Origin of the sequence: Brenneria corticis (assembly GCF_003115855.1) — a bacterium.
In the GTDB taxonomy this organism is placed as follows: domain Bacteria; phylum Pseudomonadota; class Gammaproteobacteria; order Enterobacterales; family Enterobacteriaceae; genus Brenneria; species Brenneria corticis.
Genome location: NZ_KZ819131.1, coordinates 1 through 1,491 on the forward strand (window position 1 = coordinate 1; position 1,491 = coordinate 1,491).

The window sequence follows — 1,491 nt, forward strand, 5'->3', positions numbered from 1 at the left end:
TCGTTAACGGCAACGCCGAAGCCGGCAGCACGGTGAAGATCACCGATGCCGCCGGCAATGAACTGGGTAGCGTAACGGTGGGGAACGACGGTCACTTTGCCGTACCGTTATCCTCGGCGCTGACTAACGGCGAAGCGATTACTGTCGTCGCCAGCGATGCGGCTAGTAATTCCTCAACAGCGGCAACGGCCACCGCACCTGACACCACAGCTCCGGCAGCTCCCGCCGATTTGCTGGTGGCAGCAGATGGCGCCGCCGTTAGTGGTACAGCCGAAGCGGGCAGCACGGTGAAGATCACCGACGCCGCCGGCAATGCGTTGGGCAGCGTAACCGCGGGTAACGACGGCCACTTTACGTTGCCGCTATCTCCGGCACTAACCAACGGCGAAGCAATCACTGCCATAGCCAACGACACGGCCGGTAACGCCTCAACCGCGGCAACCGCCACCGCGCCTGATGCCACGGCGCCGGATGCGCCGGAGGCTTATATCATCGACGACGGCACGACGATAAACGGTACGGCGGAGGCGGGCAGTACCGTGACGGTGACCTTGCCGGATAATAGTACCCAGACCGCGACGGCGGCGGAAAACGGCACCTGGAGCATCCCCCTGTCGCAAGGGTTAACCGCCGGAGAACAGTTGGCGGTAACCGCCACGGATGGCGCGGGTAATACCTCATCGGCCACGCAGGTTACCGTACCGGATACGTCGGTGCCGGATACCACCGCGCCGGAGGCGCCGGAAGCGGCGGTCAGCGATGACGGACTGACCGTTAGCGGAACGGCCGAGCCGGAGAGCACGGTAACGGTCACGCTGCCGGACAGCGCCACGCTGACCGCCACGGCGGATTCGTTTGGCGTGTATAGCGTTGCCTTGCCGACCGCGCTGACCAACGGGGAAACCGTTACGGTTACCGCCACGGATGCGGCGAATAATATTTCTACGACCACCGCCGCGATCGCTCCGGATCTCACCGCCCCAGCAACCCCAACCGAGCTGCTGGTGGCAGCGGACGGCGCCGCCGTTAGCGGCAACGCCGAAGCGGGCAGTACGGTGAAGATCACCGACGCCGCCGGTAATGAACTGGGCAGTGTAACGGTGGGTGACGATGGTCACTTTACTGTACCGTTATCCTCGGCGCTGACTAACGGCGAAGCGATTAGCGTGGTGGTCAGTGATGTGACCGGTAATACCTCTGCCGCGGCGAGCGTTACCGCCCCGGATACCACCGCTCCGGCAACTCCCGCCGATTTGCTGGTGGCAGCGGACGGCGCCGCCGTTAGTGGTACAGCCGAAGCGGGCAGCACGGTGAAGATCACCGACGCCGCCGGCAATGCGTTGGGCAGCGTAACCGCGGGTAACGACGGCCACTTTACCGTACCGCTATCACCAACACTAACCAACGGCGAGACCGTTAGCGCAGTAGCCAACGACACGGCTGGTAACGCCTCAACCGCGGCAACCGCCACCGCGCCTGACGCCACGGCGC

Annotated in this window: 1 protein-coding gene; it reads left to right on the forward strand. The window is 64.3% G+C overall.

Annotated features, from left to right (window positions below; genetic code table 11):
• Positions 1-1,491 (forward strand): Ig-like domain-containing protein (locus tag DDT56_RS24200; RefSeq protein WP_246856881.1); only part of this gene is annotated, 1,491 nt, incomplete at both ends.